At 62.0% G+C, this 16,545-nt stretch carries 14 protein-coding genes and 1 pseudogene; 8 read left to right on the plus strand and 7 right to left on the minus strand.

Features of this window, described 5'->3' with window-relative positions; genetic code table 11:
- Window positions 1-67: 67 nt before the first annotated feature.
- From clpA to NN662_RS10540, 6 genes and pseudogenes are all read right to left on the minus strand, one after another.
- A pseudogene (clpA, locus tag NN662_RS10515) lies at window positions 68-2,500 on the minus strand (ATP-dependent Clp protease ATP-binding subunit ClpA); the annotation flags it as partial.
- A gap of 10 nt (window positions 2,501-2,510) precedes the next feature.
- A complete protein-coding gene (gene clpS, locus NN662_RS10520) occupies window positions 2,511-2,864 on the minus strand; it encodes an ATP-dependent Clp protease adapter ClpS (protein WP_261930222.1) in 354 nt (117 codons plus the stop codon).
- 228 nt (window positions 2,865-3,092) lie between these two features.
- Entirely contained in the window at window positions 3,093-3,434 is a 342-nt protein-coding gene (locus NN662_RS10525) for a phasin family protein (RefSeq protein WP_261930223.1), read from the minus strand.
- A gap of 299 nt (window positions 3,435-3,733) precedes the next feature.
- On the minus strand, window positions 3,734-3,937 hold the full coding sequence (locus NN662_RS10530; RefSeq protein WP_261930224.1) for a DUF3126 family protein: 204 nt from the start codon (window positions 3,935-3,937) through the stop codon (window positions 3,734-3,736).
- 101 nt (window positions 3,938-4,038) lie between these two features.
- Window positions 4,039-4,863, minus strand: a complete 825-nt coding sequence (gene cysE, locus NN662_RS10535) for a serine O-acetyltransferase (RefSeq protein ID WP_261930225.1) — start codon at window positions 4,861-4,863, stop codon at window positions 4,039-4,041.
- Window positions 4,864-4,971: 108 nt separating this feature from the next.
- Window positions 4,972-5,757: an alpha/beta fold hydrolase gene (locus tag NN662_RS10540; protein WP_261930226.1), complete on the minus strand. Its 786-nt coding sequence runs from the start codon at window positions 5,755-5,757 to the stop codon at window positions 4,972-4,974.
- Between the two features lie 161 nt (window positions 5,758-5,918).
- Here NN662_RS10540 and NN662_RS10545 point away from each other — a divergent pair, with 161 nt between their 5' ends.
- Together NN662_RS10545 and NN662_RS10550 are read left to right on the plus strand one after the other, a co-directional pair.
- The gene (locus tag NN662_RS10545; RefSeq protein WP_261930227.1) at window positions 5,919-6,164 is read left to right on the plus strand and encodes a zinc-finger domain-containing protein; all 246 of its coding nucleotides are present in this window, start codon (window positions 5,919-5,921) and stop codon (window positions 6,162-6,164) included.
- 70 nt (window positions 6,165-6,234) lie between these two features.
- On the plus strand, window positions 6,235-7,392 hold the full coding sequence (locus NN662_RS10550; protein ID WP_261930228.1) for an FAD-dependent monooxygenase: 1,158 nt from the start codon (window positions 6,235-6,237) through the stop codon (window positions 7,390-7,392).
- A 12-nt stretch (window positions 7,393-7,404) separates the two neighbouring features.
- On the opposite strand, the gene NN662_RS10555 is transcribed toward NN662_RS10550, so the two are convergent.
- Window positions 7,405-8,595 carry a cystathionine beta-lyase gene (locus NN662_RS10555; RefSeq protein ID WP_261930229.1) on the minus strand — a complete coding sequence of 397 codons (1,191 nt, stop codon included), beginning with the start codon at window positions 8,593-8,595 and terminating at the stop codon, window positions 7,405-7,407.
- Window positions 8,596-8,978: 383 nt separating this feature from the next.
- On the opposite strand from NN662_RS10555, the gene NN662_RS10560 reads away from it, so the two are divergent.
- The 6 genes from NN662_RS10560 to sthA all read left to right on the plus strand — a co-directional run bounded on the left by NN662_RS10560 (window position 8,979) and on the right by sthA (window position 16,494).
- Window positions 8,979-10,004 carry an amino acid ABC transporter substrate-binding protein gene (locus tag NN662_RS10560; protein WP_261930230.1) on the plus strand — a complete coding sequence of 342 codons (1,026 nt, stop codon included), beginning with the start codon at window positions 8,979-8,981 and terminating at the stop codon, window positions 10,002-10,004.
- A gap of 115 nt (window positions 10,005-10,119) precedes the next feature.
- Window positions 10,120-11,316, plus strand: coding sequence for an amino acid ABC transporter permease (locus tag NN662_RS10565; protein ID WP_261930231.1), 1,197 nt, complete (start codon window positions 10,120-10,122; stop codon window positions 11,314-11,316).
- Between the two features lie 4 nt (window positions 11,317-11,320).
- A complete protein-coding gene (locus NN662_RS10570) occupies window positions 11,321-12,475 on the plus strand; it encodes an amino acid ABC transporter permease (RefSeq protein WP_261930232.1) in 1,155 nt (384 codons plus the stop codon).
- Between the two features lie 21 nt (window positions 12,476-12,496).
- Window positions 12,497-13,270 (plus strand): amino acid ABC transporter ATP-binding protein, encoded by a 774-nt coding sequence (locus NN662_RS10575; RefSeq protein ID WP_315972590.1) that lies wholly within the window; start codon window positions 12,497-12,499, stop codon window positions 13,268-13,270.
- 151 nt (window positions 13,271-13,421) lie between these two features.
- Entirely contained in the window at window positions 13,422-14,849 is a 1,428-nt protein-coding gene (locus tag NN662_RS10580; RefSeq protein WP_261930233.1) for an aldehyde dehydrogenase family protein, read from the plus strand.
- Between the two features lie 226 nt (window positions 14,850-15,075).
- Complete coding sequence (gene sthA, locus NN662_RS10585; RefSeq protein WP_261930234.1) at window positions 15,076-16,494, plus strand: Si-specific NAD(P)(+) transhydrogenase; 1,419 nt, start codon at window positions 15,076-15,078, stop codon at window positions 16,492-16,494.
- Window positions 16,495-16,545 lie beyond the last annotated feature (51 nt).

Below are 16,545 nucleotides of genomic sequence, written 5' to 3' on the forward strand. Positions count from 1 at the left end.
ATAAATGCCGGGCAAGAGAGCCCGGCATTTTAATTTGTGACCCTTACGATTCGGGTGGCGATTACTTCTTCGCGGACGCCTTGGAGGACCGCTTCGGCTTGGTCGCCGTTTCGCCATCCTTGTCGCCCTTGGGGTCGTCGAGATCCGGCTCGGCCTCGCTCGCGACCTCTTCCTTCTTGGGCTGGACGGGCGCGCCGTCCGGGATCGCCTCGAGGATCAGGCCGACGGATCCATCCGCCTTCTTGCCGGTCGTCACATGCACGACGCCGCCCTTCTTGAGCTTGCCAAACAGGATCTCGTTGGCGAGTTCCTTCTTGATATGCTCCTGAATGACGCGGGCGAGCGGACGCGCGCCCATCTTTTCGTCGTAGCCCTTCTCGGCCAGCCAGGCGATTGCGTCCTCTTCGAGATCGAAGGTGACGTTGCGCTCGGAGAGCTGGGCTTCCAGCTGCATGATGAACTTCTGCACGACCTGATGGATGATCGACGTCGGCAGCGGAGCAAACGGGATCGTCGCATCGAGACGGTTGCGGAACTCCGGCGTGAACAGGCGGTTGAGCGCCTCCTCGTCTTCGCCGGTGCGCCTGGACGAGCCGAAGCCGATCGCCGACTTCGACATTTCCGATGCGCCGGCATTCGTCGTCATGATCAGGATGACGTTGCGGAAGTCGATCTTCTTGCCGTTGTGATCGGTCAACGAACCGTGGTCCATGACCTGCAGCAGGATGTTGAAGATGTCCGGATGCGCCTTCTCGATTTCATCGAGCAGCACGACCGAATGCGGATGCTGGTCGACGCTGTCGGTCAGAAGGCCGCCCTGGTCGAAGCCGACATAGCCGGGAGGCGCGCCGAGCAGTCGCGAGACCGTATGGCGTTCCATGTATTCCGACATGTCGAAGCGCAACAGTTCGACGCCGAGCGACGACGCCAGCTGCTTGGCGACCTCGGTCTTGCCGACGCCGGTCGGGCCGGAGAAGACATAGGCGCCGATCGGCTTGTTCGGCTCGCGAAGGCCCGCCCGGGCGAGCTTGATCGAGGTCGAGAGCGCCTCGATCGCCTTGTCCTGACCGTAGACGACAGAACGCAGTTCCTGCTCGAGATTGGCAAGCACCATCTCGTCGTCCTTCGACACCGTCTTCGGCGGGATGCGGGCCATGGTCGCGATCGTCGCCTCGATCTCCTTCTCTGTGATCATCTTGCGGCGGCGCGAGGCCGGCAGAAGCATCTGTGCGGCACCGGTCTCGTCGATGACGTCGATCGCCTTGTCCGGAAGCTTGCGATCGGAGATGTAGCGGGCCGACAGTTCGACAGCCGCCTTGATCGCCTCGTTCGTATAGCGAAGGTTGTGATACTCCTCGAAATACGGCTTCAGGCCCTTCATGATGGCGACGGCATCGTCGATCGACGGTTCGTTGACGTCGATCTTCTGGAAGCGACGGACGAGCGCCCGGTCCTTCTCGAAGAACTGGCGGTACTCCTTGTAGGTGGTCGAGCCGATGCAGCGGATGGCCCCGGAGGACAGAGCCGGCTTCAACAGGTTCGACGCATCCATCGCGCCGCCCGAGGTGGCGCCGGCGCCGATCACCGTATGGATCTCGTCGATGAACAGCACGGCGCCCGGGAACTCCTCGAGTTCTTTGACGACCTGCTTCAGCCGCTCTTCGAAATCGCCGCGGTAGCGCGTGCCGGCCAAGAGCGTACCCATGTCGAGCGAGAAGATGGTCGCATCTTCCAGCGCTTCCGGCACCTTGCCTTCGACGATCCGCTTGGCAAGGCCTTCGGCAATCGCCGTCTTGCCGACGCCGGGATCGCCGACATAGAGCGGGTTGTTCTTCGAGCGGCGGCACAAGACCTGGATCGTCCGGTTGACTTCGGCCTCACGGCCGATCAGCGGGTCGATCTTGCCCTTCAGCGCCTTCTCGTTGAGGTTGACGCAATAGGCCTTCAGCGCATCCTGCTGCTTCTTCGGGCCGTCCTCATCGCCTGAACGGGAGGCGGACGGCTTGCTTTCGGCAGGACCGTCATCGGCACCACGCGGCGAACGCGGCTGGGAGGCGCCGGGGCGCTTGCCGATGCCGTGCGAGATGTAGTTGACCGCGTCGTAGCGCGTCATCTCCTGCTCCTGCAGGAAGAAGGCCGCATGGCTTTCCCGCTCGGCGAAGATGGCGACGAGAACATTGGCGCCGGTCACCTCTTCCCGTCCGGAGGACTGGACGTGAATGACTGCGCGCTGGATCACCCGCTGGAAGCCGGCGGTCGGTTTGGAATCCTCGTCATATCCGGTGATCAGATTGGCGAGTTCGGTGTCGACATAGTCGACCAGTGTTTTTCTCAGGGTGTCGAGATTGACATTGCAGGCACCCATGACCGCTGACGCATCCGGATCGTCTATCAAGGCGAGAAGCAGATGCTCGAGCGTCGCATATTCCTGATGACGCTCGTTTGCGTAGGTCAGTGCCTGATGCAGTGCCTTTTCCAGGCTCGGCGAAAATGTTGGCACGCTTGGTTCCTCACTTCTTTTCCATGACACATTGCAGCGGATGCTGGTGCTGGCGGGCGAAGTCCATCACCTGACTGACTTTGGTCTCAGCGATTTCGTAGGTAAAGACACCGCATTCTCCAACTCCGTGATTGTGGACATGAAGCATGATGATGGTCGCGCTCTCCCGGTCCTTCTGGAAGAACCGTTCGAGAATGTGGATGACGAACTCCATGGGAGTGTAGTCGTCATTGAGGAGAAGAACGCGATACAGACTGGGTTTCTTGGTCTTCGGTTTCGTCTTGGTGATGACAGAGGTCCCGCGCCCCGCGCCGTCGCCGCGGCCATCGTCATCTTGTTGCATAAGGATCGGCTCAGCGATCATTCTTTCACTTTCCTGTTGGCGCATGAGCGGCCGCCTGAATGGCTGCCGTTCAAATCATCCTACTAACTTAGATCATTGCCGCGAAATTTTAAGTCCCCATTTCGGCGCCGCGAACATATTTGCGTGTGGAATGTTGCAATTGGCCCTTCCAGAACGCCAAGAGGCCGGTCGCATCAAAGCAACCGGCCTCTCGAATGAGAACCGTCAAAGTCGGGTCGGCCGACCTTATCAGGCCGCGACGTATTCCTCAGCCTTGGCAACTGCGCCTTCGTACGGCTTGTAGGCCGTCTTGGCGAGGTCGGCATACATTTCGCTCATCTTGGTCGACTGAGCGACGAAGCCTTCGTAGGAGGACTTCAGGAAGCTGGTCTGCAGCTCCATCGCAGCTTCGATGCTGCGGGTGCCGGCGAGCGCTTCCATATGGGCAACGCCATCCTGGAAGGACTTCTTGGAATAATCGGCAGCTTCGGCAGCGATACCCTGAAAGCCCTTTGTGATGTCCGAATAGGTCTTCAGCATCGCATCCATGGCTTCCTTGCCCTTCAGGCTTGCTTCCTCGAAATTATACATGATGCAGTTCCTTTCGATAACGACTGTTGCTGATGGAGATAATGCATCGCACAATCAAAGTCAAGATTTTTTGTGCAATGCAGCAATTTGACGGGACGTGTTATCCGCACCGCCATTGTCCACGTGGCCTGCGTCAGGAAGATGACGTGAAAGCCGGGTCCGGCACCGCCGCGCCGCCGGCAGCAGCGACAAGGTTTCGCAGGTGACCCGGCGATACGGCGGCCGAAACGACGAAAGCCGGTGGCAGGACCACCGGCTTTCGTTTCGTGTTCATAAAGGTCTGACCGATCAGGGCCGGATCAGAGATCGATGTCGAGGATCGCCATCGAGAAATTGTAGGAGAGATCGCCGTCCTCGTCGTCGCGGAAGACGACGCCGAGGAACTCTTCGCCGAGATAGACTTCCGCCGAGTCGTCCTTGCGTGGACGCGCCTTGACGACCATGGTCGGATTGAAATTGCTCTTGAAATAGGCGTCGAGCTTCTTGATCTCTTCAGGTTTCACTGAACTTTCTCCATCGGGGTCCACAGATTTGCCGCGCTTCTCGCATGCAGGGTACGGGCTGTAAAGGCCCGATCCGGCCTGCGGCGGAAAAGCAGGGCCGATCAGTCGCCAGGCAGATGTGTCTGGTCCATGGACCGCGACGGCTCCGAGCAGCCGGCCTCGCCCACGACCTTGGCCGGCACGCCGGCAACGGTCGAGCTTGGCGGCACCGGCTTCAGCACCACCGAGCCCGATGCGATACGCGAGCAGCAACCGATTTCGATATTCCCCAGCACCTTGGCGCCGGCACCGATCAACACGCCGTTGCCGATCTTCGGATGACGGTCGCCGCTTTCCTTGCCGGTGCCGCCAAGGGTGACGTCCTGCAGGATCGACACGTTGTCGCCGATGACGGCAGTCGAACCGACAACCAGTCCCGTCGCGTGATCGAGGAAGATGCCCTTGCCCATCCGTGCGGCCGGATTGATGTCCGTCTGGAAGACGCTGGACGAGCGTGACTGCAGATAGAGCGCGAAGTCACGGCGTCCCTTGTGCCAGAGCCAATGGGCCAACCGATGCGTCTGGATGGCATGGAAACCCTTGAAGTAGAGCACCGGCTCGAGGAAGCGCGTGCAGGCCGGGTCGCGGTCATAGACGGCCTGGATGTCGACGCGCAGGGTGCTGCTCCACTCCGGTTCCTCGGCGAGCATTTCTTCAAACGTCTGGCGCAGAAGCGTCGCCTGCAGGTCGGGATGATCGAGCCGCTCGCAGATGCGATAGATGACGCAATCTTCGAGGCTCTTGTGATTGAGAACCGTCGAATACAGGAAAGCCGTCAGGACCGGATCGCTGAGCGCGGCGGCGCTGGCCTCCTGGCGCATGCTATCCCAGATCGGGTCCATCGACTTGACCTGTTCGGCCCTGCGGGCGTCGTGTTGTGCGACCATCGGTCGTCTCCTTGCTGGCAACGAGCATCGGCTCAATATAGAGGACGCCGGAGCTTTTACAAATAGCCGGCGCGAACGCGATTAACGGTCGGTTTGCATGCCGGCATGTCACTGACCGGAGACGCGCTCCAGAAACTCCAGAACGGCCTTCTTGAACACCTTGTCACCAACGGCCAGCATATGGTCACGGCCGGGAATGTCGAGCGCCACGGCATTGGGGATCAGGTCGGCGAGTTCCTGCGCCGAACCGGCGATATCGTCCTTTGTCCCGACGCCGATCAGCACCGGCAGATCGAGCTTGGCGATCTTCTCGCGGGAGACGAGATCCCGCGAGGTGGCGATGCAGGCGGCAAGCGCCAGACGGTCGCTCTTCGTCTGGTCGGCGAAGGCGCGGAACATGCGGCCGCGTTCATGCGTGACGTCGTCGATTGAGGCGGCAAGCAGGGCGTCGGCGATCGGGTCCCAGTCCCCAACCCCGTCGCACATGCCCATGCCGAGACCGCCGAAGATGACGGACCGCAACCGATGCGGATCGGAAAGCGCCAGGAAGGCCGAAATCCGCGCGCCCATGGAATAGCCCATGACATGCGCTTGGTGAATGCCGAGATGATCGAGGAGCGCCAGCGCATCACCGGCCATCATCTCCGGATGATAGACGGCGGGATCATGCGGCTTGTCGCTCCGGCCATGGCCGCGATTGTCGAGCGCGATCACCCGGTAGCCGGCATCGCCCAGCGTCTTCAGCCAGCCGGGATGCACCCAGTTGACCGTTGCGGTCGAGGCGAAGCCGTGGATCAGCAGGATCGGCTCCCCACTCGCGTCGCCTTCATCGAAATAGGCGATATTCAGGCCGTCATGGACGAAGGACGAAAAGCTCGGCGCATTGAGGTTCATGGCGTGACGGGGGCTCCGGTCTTGACGATCTGGCCGCTCTCGCCGGCCAGCGCTTGGAAGATGCGGTGAAAAACCACGGCGAACACGCGATTTCAACCCTACACATTTCAAATGATCGGCGATAATGTCCGGCGCAATCGATAACCGCTACGGAGACCATCATGGCCGGCCACTCAATTCCGCACTTCCAGAACGACGGCGGATACCGCGAAATCCAGATCGGCGTGAAGGAGTTCATGTGCACGGGCGCGTCCGTTCCCTTCGACCATCCGCACATCTTCATCGACATGGGCGACGACAACGAGAAGGTCTGTTCCTACTGCTCAACGCTCTACAAGTACAATCCGGCGCTGAAGGCGGACGAAACCGTTCCGGCCGGCTGCACCTTTCATATGAACGCCGCCTGATCAGGCGGTCTCCGGCCGCGTGGCGCCTGCCCCAGCGCCCCGGCCGCGACAAGAGAACGGCGGCACTTCCATGACCATCAAATCCGTATTGATCGCCGGCGCCGGCATTGCCGGCCTGACCGCGGCGCTCGCAATGGCGCGCGCCGGCATTTCCTCGCGCATCATCGAGCAGGCAGTCGACCTGCAGGAGGTCGGCGCAGGATTGCAGATTTCGCCAAACGCATCGCGGCTTCTGGCCGACGTCGGCGTTCTCTCGAGGCTGGAAAGCGTGTGGCTGGAACCGGAGGCGATCAACCTGGTCTCCGGCCAGTCGCTGGCGACACTGGCAAGTGTGCCGCTAGGAGCTGCCGGTCGCCGCCGCTGGGGCGCACCCTATGGCGTTCTGCACCGCGCGACGCTGCAGAAGGCGCTTGTCGAAGCCGTGCGGGACAATACGCTGTGCCGGCTGGAGCTCGGCCATCGGCTGGAACCTGAAACGCTTGAGGCCGCGATGGCGGAGAGCGGCGCCGCCCTCCTTATCGGGGCGGATGGCGTATGGTCGCGGGTCAGAAGCCGCGTTCCCGGCGCGCCCGTGCCGCGTTTTTCCGGCAATGTCGCCTGGCGCTTCGTCGTGCCGGCCGATCAGGCGCCGGAAGTCCTGCGTCGCGATTCGGTAACCGCCCTGCTCGGACCCTCGGCGCACCTCGTCTGCTATCCGCTGAAGGAAGCCGGCGGCTTCAACCTCGTCGCCATCACCTCCGGCATCAATCCCGGCGAAACGTGGAACGCGCCCAGCGATCCGGCCGGCCGCGCCTTGATGGAGAGCGCATTCAGGAGTTGGCACGGCACGATCCGCAAGCTCCTCGGCGACGCCGAACGGCCCGTCTTCTGGCCATTGAACGAGGTTGGCTCCGGCCGCTGGCAGAATGGCGTCGACACCGTGCTGATCGGGGATGCGGCGCATGCGATGATGCCGTTTGCCGCACAGGGGGCTGCCATGGCGATCGAGGATGCGTTCGAACTCGCCGCCCTGGTTGCCCGCCTGCAGCCGGTCCCGGCACTGGCGACCTTCGAAAGCCGCCGCCGCGAGCGGGCCACAAAACTGTCGCGCCGGGCCGCCTTCAACAAGTTCGCCTATCACGCGACCGGTCCTGTCCGTATCGGCCGGGACCTCATCCTCTCCATGCGATCGCCGCAGTCACTTGCCGGAGATCTCGACTGGATCTACGGCTACCGGATCGGGGGCTGACGCCCCCGTCCCTCAGACCACCGCGGCTGCGGCAAGCCCCGCCTCGATGTCCTTCCTGATATCCGCGACATCTTCCAGACCGATCTGCAGGCGCAGCACCGGCCCTTCGGTCGGTGCCTTGCGGATCGTGCGGTCGGAGAGGTTGACGTGCACGGCGAGGCTTTCGAAGCCGCCCCAGGAATAGCCGAGGCCGAACAGCCGCAGGGCATCGAGGAAGGCATGCGCCTTGGCCTTGAAGCGGGCGGGGTCGCCGGCGGCCAGAACGATGGAGAAGATGCCGCTGGCGCCGGTGAAGTCCCGCTTCCAGATCTCATGGCCGGGGAAGCTTTCGAGCGCCGGATGGAGCACCCGCGCCACGTCGTCGCGCGTCTCCAGCCAGCGGGCAAGCTCCAATGCGCTGTCCTGGTGGCGTTCGAGGCGAATGCCCATGGTGCGTAGCCCGCGCAGGATCTGGTAGGCATCGTCGGGCGCGGCGCACATGCCGAGCGTGAAGTTGCCGTCCCAGAGACGGGGCCAGCATTCCTTGTTGGCTGAAACCGTGCCGAAGAGCACGTCGGAATGGCCGGACGGATACTTGGTCGCGGCATGGATTGAAATGTCGACACCATGGTCGAGCGGACGGAAGAAGAGCGGCGTGGCCCAGGTGTTGTCCATCGTCACGACAGCACCGTGGCGGTGGGCGACGGCTGAAATCGCGCCGATATCCTGCATCTCGAACGTGTTGGAGCCCGGCGCCTCGGTGTGGACGAGCTTCGTGTTCGGGCGCATCAGGGTTTCGATGCCGGCGCCGATTTCCGGGTCGTAATATTCGGCCTCGATGCCCAGACGCTTCAGCATGGTGTCGCAGAAGTGGCGGGTCGGACCGTAGACCGAATCAACGATCAGGGCGTGATCGCCGGAAGAGAGGAAGGCGAGGAACGGAACCGTGACGGCGGCAAGGCCGGACGGCAGCAGGATCGTCCCCTCGGAGCCTTCCAGCGCGTTGATCGCATCGGCCAGCGCATCGGAGGTCGGTGTGCCGCGCGTGCCGTAGGAATATTTCTGTCCGCGCGTCTCCATGGTGTGCGCATCGGGAAACAGGACCGTCGAGGCGTGGACGACCGGCGGATTGACGAATCCATGAAACTCGCGCGGATTGTTTCCGCTGTGCGCCAGGCGGGTGTTGATGCCGGCACCATCCAGCTTTGACTTCATATCGTTCATCGGGGTCTGCCTATCATAGAAAAACTGTGGATACGGGGAGGATGTCGATGTCAGACATGGCCCGGATGGACAGTCCCGTCAAGCGCGAGATGTCCCGGTAAACTGCCGTAACGTCAGATGGGCTGGAATGGCCGACTTGTCACTTTTTTATGCAGCAAACTGCCTCATTTGACGGTTTCTGCCTGTTTTGCCGCCTGTTTTTACCAAAAGCCGCAATTGCGAAGGCGAAATATTAGATAAGGGTTGACCCTCAGCATTTTTTGCGACTGTGATAGCGGTACTCGCACCGGGAGGTTTCGCGAGACGTGCGGGGCTGGTCTGAAAACGGATCGGCCTTGCGCCAAACAGTCTTAAGACAACAGACAAACATAAGGTTGGGAAAAATGAAAAAGACACTTCTGTCCGCCGCTCTCGGCGCAGCAGTCTTTGGCCTCGGCGCACACGCCGCTTCTGCTACGACGCTGGACGACGTCAAGGCCAAGGGCTTCGTGCAGTGCGGTGTGAGCCAGGGTATTCCGGGCTTCTCGAACCCGAACGACAAAGGGGAATGGTCTGGTCTCGACGTTGATTATTGCCGTGGCATCGCAGCCGCCGTCTTCGGCGACGCAACCAAGGCGAAGTTCACGCCCCTCTCCAGCAAGGACCGCTTTCCGGCCCTGCAGTCCGGCGAAGTCGACGTCCTGACGCGTAACACCACCTGGACGATCAGCCGCGACACCTCGCTCGGCTTCAACTTCCGTACCGTCAACTACTATGACGGCCAGGGCTTCATGGTGAAGAAGAGCCTCGGCGTTTCGTCCGCTCTCGAACTCTCCGGCGCCGCCGTCTGCGTTCAGACCGGCACGACGACCGAACTCAACCTCGCCGACTACTTCAAGGCCAACGGCCTCGAGTACAAGCCGGTCGTGTTCGAAAAGGAAGCCGATGCCACCGGCGCTTATGACGCCGGCCGTTGCGACGTCTACACCACCGACCAGTCGGGCCTCTATGCCATCCGTCTGACGCTGAGCAGCCCGGACGACAACATGGTTCTGCCGGAAGTCATCTCCAAGGAGCCGCTTGGCCCGGCCGTCCGCCAGGGCGACGACCAGTGGTTCGACCTCGTCAGCTGGGTTCACTACGCCATGGTCAATGCTGAAGAACTCGGCATCACCTCGGCCAATGTCGACGACATGAAGGCCAACGGCAGCCCGGACATCAAGCGTATCCTCGGTTCCGAAGAAGGCACCAAGATCGGTACCGATCTCGGCGTCTCCAACGACTGGGCCTACAACATCATCAAGCAGGTCGGTAACTACGGTGAAGTCTTCGCCCGCAACGTCGGTCCGGAAACGCCCCTGAAGATCGACCGCGGCATCAACGCACTGTGGACCAAGGGCGGCCTGCAGTACGCTCCGCCGATCCGCTAAGACAAGTTCATTACTGACTTGATGTGGGGAGGCAGTGGCAACGCTGCCTCCCCATGTGCAACCCCGCAAGGGCAATGAAGACTCCCGCAAAGGGAGAATAAGGGGAAAAGGCAAAATGGCTGACCATGCGTTAAGCTCGCCAAACGCCGGATCCAGCAGTGGCACGTCACTCATCTACGACCCGAAAGTCCGTGGGATTTTCTATCAGGTCGTCACCGTCGCCTTGCTGGTCCTTTTCGTCTGGACCGTGACGAACAACACCATTCACAATCTTCAGAAAGCCAACATCGCCTCAGGTTTCGGCTTCCTGAACGGCCGCGCCGGTTTCGATATCGGCCAGCACCTGATCGCATATTCCAGCGACTCGACCTATGGCCGGGCGCTCGTCGTCGGCATCCTCAACACCCTCCAGGTCGCGGTTTTCGGCATCGTCACTGCCTCGATCATCGGCTTCCTGGTCGGCATCGGTCGGCTGTCCCACAACTGGCTGATCGCTAAGATCTGCCAGGTCTATGTGGAAATCTTCCGCAACATCCCGCCGCTCCTCGTCATCTTCTTCTGGTACAAGGGCGTGCTGGCGATCCTTCCGCAGCCGAAGGATGCCATCAAGCTTCCCTTCGACATCTTCCTCAGCAACCGCGGGTTTGCCTATCCCAAGGCGATCTTCGGCGAAGGCATGTTGTTCGTGCTCGCGGCCTTCGTGATCGGCATCATCGCCGCGATCGTCGTCTCCCGCTGGGCGACCAAGCGGCAGATGGCGACCGGACAGCAGTTTCCGAAGGGTTGGGCCAGCCTGGGCCTGATCATCGGCCTGCCGATCCTGGTCTTCCTCGTCATGGGCATGCCGGTCACCTTCGACATTCCCGTCGCCGGCCGCTTCAACCTCCAGGGCGGATCGCTGATCGGTCCGGAGTTCATGTCGCTCTACCTGGCGCTTTCCTTCTACACGGCAGCCTTCATCGCGGAAATCGTCCGCGGCGGCATCAAGGCGGTCGCCAAGGGCCAGACGGAAGCCGCCAATGCACTTGGCTTAAGGTCCGGCGTCACCACGCGGCTGATCATCATCCCGCAGGCGCTCCGGATCATCATTCCGCCGCTGACCAGCCAGTACCTGAACCTCACCAAGAACTCCTCGCTCGCCGTCGCCGTCGGCTTCGCCGACGTGGTGGCCGTCGGTGGGACGATGCTGAACCAGACCGGCCAGGCCGTCGAAATCGTCGGACTGTGGCTGTTGATCTACCTGTCGATGTCCATCAGCACGGCGATGTTCATGAACTGGTTCAACGCCAAGATGGCACTGGTCGAGAGGTAAGCACATGGCTACGAAAAACCTTGCCTACGTGCGTGGCGAAATGGCACCGGCCCAGCCGGCGCCATCCAGCGCCGTCGGCCCCATTCACTGGCTCCGCGAGAACCTGCTGGCAACGCCCAAGGACGTCGTACTGACGATCGTCGCCCTGGCGCTGCTGGCCTACATCCTGCCGGGCATCATCGACTGGCTGCTGATCAATGCCGTCTGGACCGGCAGCGATCGTACCGCCTGCGCCACCATCGCGCAGGGCGGCGTCCTGCCGGACGGCCAGAGCGGCGCATGCTGGGCCTTCGTCGGTGCGAAATTCCAGCAGTTCATCTTCGGTCGCTATCCGTATGTGGAGCGCTGGCGGCCGATGCTGGTCATGGCGATGTTCGTCGTGCTGCTGATCCCGATGCTGATCCCGAAGGCGCCGTACAAGGGCTGGAACGCGTTTCTTCTCTTCCTGGTGCTGCCCTTCGTGTCGTTCTTCCTGCTGCTCGGCGGCTTCGGTCTCCCGCACGTGGAAACGCCGCTCTGGGGCGGACTGATGATCACCCTGATCCTGTCCTTCTTCGGTATCGTTGTCTCGCTGCCGGTCGGCATCGTGCTGGCACTCGGACGACGGTCGAACATGCCCGTCATCCGGCTGCTCTGCGTCGTTTTCATCGAGGTCATCCGCGGCGTTCCGCTGATCACGGTCCTGTTCATGGCGAGCGTCATGCTGCCGCTGTTCCTGCCTGACGGCTGGACCTTCGACAAGCTCCTGCGCGCGCTCATCGGCGTGTCGCTGTTTTCGTCCGCCTATATGGCGGAAGTGATCCGCGGCGGCCTGCAGGCCATCCCGAAGGGTCAGTTCGAAGGCGCCGATTCGCTCGGGTTGAGCTACTGGCAGAAAATGCGGCTGATCATCCTGCCGCAGGCCCTCAAGCTTGTCATCCCGGGCATCGTCAACACCTTCATTGGTCTGTTCAAGGACACCTCGCTCGTCTCCATCATCGGTATGTTCGACCTGCTCGGCATCGTCACGCTGAACTTCTCGGACGCGAACTGGGCGACCCCCGTGACGCCGATTACCGCCTTTGTCTTTGCCGGCATGGTCTACTGGATCTTCTGCTTCGGCATGTCGCGGTATTCGCAGTTCATGGAACGTCACCTCGACACCGGTCACAAACGCTAAAAACCTCAGGGGAATACTGAAATGGCACAAGTTCAAACAACTGGCGCTGCCAAGCCCAAGACCGATACGGCCATCGAAATCACCGGCATGAACAAGTGGTACGGCGAGTTCCACGTGCTGCGTGACATCAATCTGAAGGTGACGTCGGGCGAACGCATCGTCATCGCCGGTCCGTCGGGCTCCGGCAAGTCGACAATGATCCGCTGCATCAATCGTCTGGAAGAGCACCAGAAGGGCAAGATCGTCGTCGACGGCATCGAGCTGACGAACGACCTGAAGAAGATCGACGAAATCCGACGGGAAGTCGGCATGGTGTTCCAGCACTTCAACCTCTTCCCGCATCTGACGATTCTGGAAAACTGCACGCTGGCGCCGATCTGGGTGCGCAAGATGCCGAAGCGTGAGGCCGAACAGATCGCCATGCACTTCCTCGAGCGCGTCAAGATCCCGGAACAGGCCAACAAGTATCCGGGCCAGCTCTCCGGCGGTCAGCAGCAGCGCGTGGCGATCGCCCGCTCGCTGTGCATGAAGCCGAAGATCATGCTGTTCGACGAACCGACCTCGGCGCTCGACCCGGAAATGGTCAAGGAAGTGCTCGACACCATGGTCGGTCTCGCCGAAGAAGGCATGACCATGCTGTGCGTGACCCACGAAATGGGCTTTGCGCGCCAGGTCGCCGATCGCGTCATCTTCATGGACCAGGGGCAGATCGTCGAACAGAATTCGCCGGCCGAATTCTTCGACAATCCGCAGCACGAGCGCACCAAGCTCTTCCTGAGCCAGATCCTGCACTAGTCTGCGGCTTTAATTCAGGCATTACGGCGGGGCCTTCACAGGCCCCGCTTTCGTTTGCGTGCAGAGTTCCCTTCCCGCCCGCCCCGGCAGTTGCGGTCGTGCCAGCCTCATGCATACTGCCCCCTCCAGTTGACCCGTTCCCGGAGGCACCATGTCCCACCATCTCAAGTTCTTCATCGACGGCGCATGGGTGGACCCGGACGAGGCGCGGACGCTCGACGTCATCGATCCGTCGACAGAGGAGCCCTTCACGCAGATTGCGATTGGCGGGCCGGCCGACGTCGACGCTGCGGTGGCGGCGGCCAGACGGGCGTTCGAGACGTTTGCCTTCAGCACGCGGGAAGACCGCCTCGCGCTGCTCAAGCGGATCCTCGCGGCCTACAACGACCGCTTCGAAGACATCGCTCGGGCCGTCAGCCGGGAAATGGGGGCGCCGATCGCCTTTGCCCGCGACAGCCAGGCATGGGCCGGCCGCGCCCATCTGGAGGCAACCATTGCCGCCTTCGAAGCCATGCACTTTTCCGAAACGATCGGGACGACGACCGTTCTTCGCGAACCGATCGGCGTCTGCGCGCTGATCACGCCCTGGAACTGGCCATTGAACCAGATCGTCTGCAAGGTCGCGCCGGCTATTGCCGCCGGTTGCACGGTGGTCCTGAAGCCGTCCGAGATCGCACCGATCAGCGGCATCATCTTCGCCGAGGTCATGGAGGCCGCCGGGACGCCGAAGGGCGTGTTCAATCTGATCAACGGCACCGGCCCCGATGTCGGCCAGGTCATGGCCGGTCATCCCGACGTCGACATGGTGTCCTTCACCGGCTCCACGCGGGCCGGCATCATCGTCGCCCGAACGGCGGCAGACACCGTCAAGCGCGTCGCACAGGAGCTCGGCGGCAAATCGGCCAACATCATCCTGCCGGATGCCGATTTCGACACCGCCGTCACCGAAGGCGTGAAGGGTTGTTTCGGCAATTCGGGGCAATCCTGCGATGCCCCGACGCGCATGCTGGTGCCGAAGGACCGGCACGACGAGGCCCTGGCGCTCGCCAGGACCGCCGCGGAGGCTTTCACCACCGGGGATCCGCGCAAGGCGGAGACCGATCTCGGCCCGGTCGTCAGCCAGGTGCAGTACGACAAGATCCAGCGGCTGATCGAAGCCGGCATCGCCGAAGGCGCGACGCTCGTGACCGGCGGCCCCGGCCGGCCGGAGGGCCTCAATCGCGGCTACTATGTCCGTCCGACGGTCTTCGGCCATGTCACTCCCGACATGACGATCGCGCGGGAGGAAATCTTCGGACCGGTGCTCTCAATCCTCTCCTACGAAGACGAAGAGGAGGCAATCCGCATTGCCAACGACACGGTCTACGGGCTCGCCGCCTACATCCAGTCCGGCAACATCGAGCATGCCCGCGCGGTGGCAAAGCGCATGCGGGCCGGGTCGGTCTATCTGAACTATCCCGACTGGGACACGTTTGCGCCGTTTGGCGGCTACAAGCAGTCCGGCAACGGGCGCGAATATGCCGGCTGGGGCATCCACGACTTTCTGGAGATCAAGGGCGTCGTCGGCTGGGGGCAATGACGCTCCCGGAGCGTCGGGACGAATTCGCCACCGTTCAACTGTCTGTCGCCAATCAGCGCGCCGCCGTCCGGTTCAAGCCCTAGTTTCAGGCAGTCGGCATATGCCCGTCACAGAATCCCGCTAGATCACGATGATCGGCGGGATATCGTTGCGCTGGTCATATTGCATCGCAGCATGATTCTTGTTGATATGTGGAGGAATCACATTGTCAGCCACGGACACCACCATGAACCGATATGATCTCATCGTCATCGGCAGCGGCCCGGCAGGCCGTCGCGCTGCCATCCAGGCCGCCAAGCTCGGCAAGGATGTGCTGGTGGTCGAGCAGGGCCGCCGCGTCGGCGGGGTGTCCGTGCATACGGGTACCATCCCTTCCAAAACTCTGCGCGAAACGGCCCTCAACCTGACCGGCTGGCGCGAGCGCGGCTTCTATGGCCGCTCCTACCGGGTCAAGCAGGAAATCAGCGCCGAGGACCTGCGCATGCGGCTCCTGAAGACGCTGGACTATGAAGTCGAGGTGCTGGAGCATCAGTTTGCCCGCAACCACGTGCACCACCTGCGCGGCAAGGCGCATTTCGTCGATCCGCACACGCTGGAAATCGAGAAGAGCGATGGCGAGATCTTAAGGGTCGAGGGCAGAGCGATCCTGCTCGCGATCGGTACGCGGCCGTTCCGACCGGATTACATTCCCTTCGACAACGACGCCATCATCGACAGTGACGAGCTGCTGGAATTGAAGACCCTGCCCCGCTCCCTGGCAGTTATCGGCGCCGGCGTCATCGGCATCGAGTATGCGACGATCTTTTCGGCGCTCGACGTTCAGGTAACGCTGATCGAGCCGCGCAACACGATGCTCGACTTCATCGACAAGGAAATCGTCAACGACTTCATCTACCAGCTGCGCGACCGCAACATGAAGCTGATGCTCGGCGAAACGGCCGAGAAGATCGAGCGCGAGCCGGGCGGAAAATGCCGGATCACGCTGAAGACCGGCCGGCTGATCACCGCGGACATGGTGCTGTTTGCGGCCGGGCGCATGGGCGCGACCGATACGATCGGGCTGGAGGCTGCGGGCCTGACGGCGGACAGCCGCGGACGGCTCAAGGTCAATCCGACGACCTTCCAGACCGATGTGCCGCACATCTACGCCGCCGGCGACGTCGTCGGTTTTCCGTCGCTTGCCTCGACCTCGATGGAACAGGGGCGGATTGCCGCCCGCCATGCGGTCGGAGCGAGCCATGCCGATCCGCCGCACTATTTCCCCTATGGCATCTATGCCGTGCCGGAAATTTCCACCTGCGGCCTGACGGAGGAAGAAGTAAAGGAGCGCGGCATTCCCTATGAATGCGGCATTGCGCGTTTCCGCGAGACCTCCCGCGGCCATATCATGGGCCTCGACACCGGTCTCCTCAAGCTGATCTTCTCGCTGAAGACGCGCCGCCTGCTCGGCATCCACATCGTCGGCGAAGGCGCGACCGAGCTCGTCCATATCGGCCAGGCCGTGCTCAACCTCAAGGGAACGGTCGAATACTTCGTCGAGAACACCTTCAACTACCCGACGCTGGCGGAGGCCTACAAGATCGCCGGTCTCGACGCCTGGAACCGCATGGGCGAGCTGCGCGACGAAGCCAAGGCAGCGGAATAAGCCAGAACACACCTCTGCGAGGTAATTGCATGCAAACGGCCTCCCGCATAC

This window comes from Rhizobium sp. NRK18, assembly GCF_024385575.1.
Classification (GTDB): domain Bacteria; phylum Pseudomonadota; class Alphaproteobacteria; order Rhizobiales; family Rhizobiaceae; genus JANFMV01.